Origin of the sequence: Pseudomonas agronomica, assembly GCF_025917275.1 — a bacterium.
In the GTDB taxonomy this organism is placed as follows: Bacteria; Pseudomonadota; Gammaproteobacteria; order Pseudomonadales; family Pseudomonadaceae; genus Aquipseudomonas; species Aquipseudomonas agronomica.
In genome coordinates, this window is record NZ_JAOSHO010000967.1 from 1 (window position 1) to 690 (window position 690).

Consider the following 690-nt stretch of genomic DNA (forward strand, 5'->3'; position numbering starts at 1 on the left):
CGCGCCGCTCTGCACGGTGTAGGCCAGCTCACTTTCACGACCCCATTCCTTGCCGTCATCGACGGTGGCGGTGTGCACGTTGTCGCCGCTGATGTAGCGGTTCATCAGGGTCAGGCCCGGCACGCCGACGGCGGCGAAGTTGAAGTCGTGGCGCACTTGCCAGGATTTTTCCTTGGCGTTGTCGTAGCTGGAGTTGTAGCTGTCGTTCGCCAGGGTGCCGCCGCTGGTGCCGTTGACGCGCATCCAGGCATCGTCGCCGCCGACTTTCTGCAGGCCGACGTAGAAGGTGTTGCCGCCGTATTTGGCGGAAAGCATGGCGAATGCGGTTTTGTTGTCGAGGTCGCCGGCCAGTGCACTGCCGTCTTCCTTGCCAGTGAAGTAGCCGAGGTTGGCGCCCAGGGTCCAGTCGCCGATCGGCTGGCTGTGGGTCAGGTTGAAATATTGTTGCTGGTAGATGTCGGACAGTTCCGCGTACCAGACGCCGACCTGGGTGCGTTTTTCGTTGAAGGCGTATTCGCCGCCGCCGAAGTTGAAACGGTCGGAGGTGAAAGCACTGCGGCCGTTCATCGACATGTCTTCCATGCTCGCGTCGTTGCGCGGGCTGTTGGCGCGGAACTGGCCGCCGTAGAGCGTCAGACCGTTGATCTCGGTGGAGGTCACCTGGCCGCCACGGAAGGTTTGCGGCAGGGA

Annotated in this window: 1 protein-coding gene; it reads right to left on the minus strand. The window is 62.5% G+C overall.

Annotation, left to right across the window (positions count from 1 at the left end; genetic code table 11):
• Nucleotides 1-690: OprD family porin (locus OC610_RS28410; RefSeq protein WP_264433050.1), on the minus strand; the 690-nt coding region annotated here is incomplete at both ends.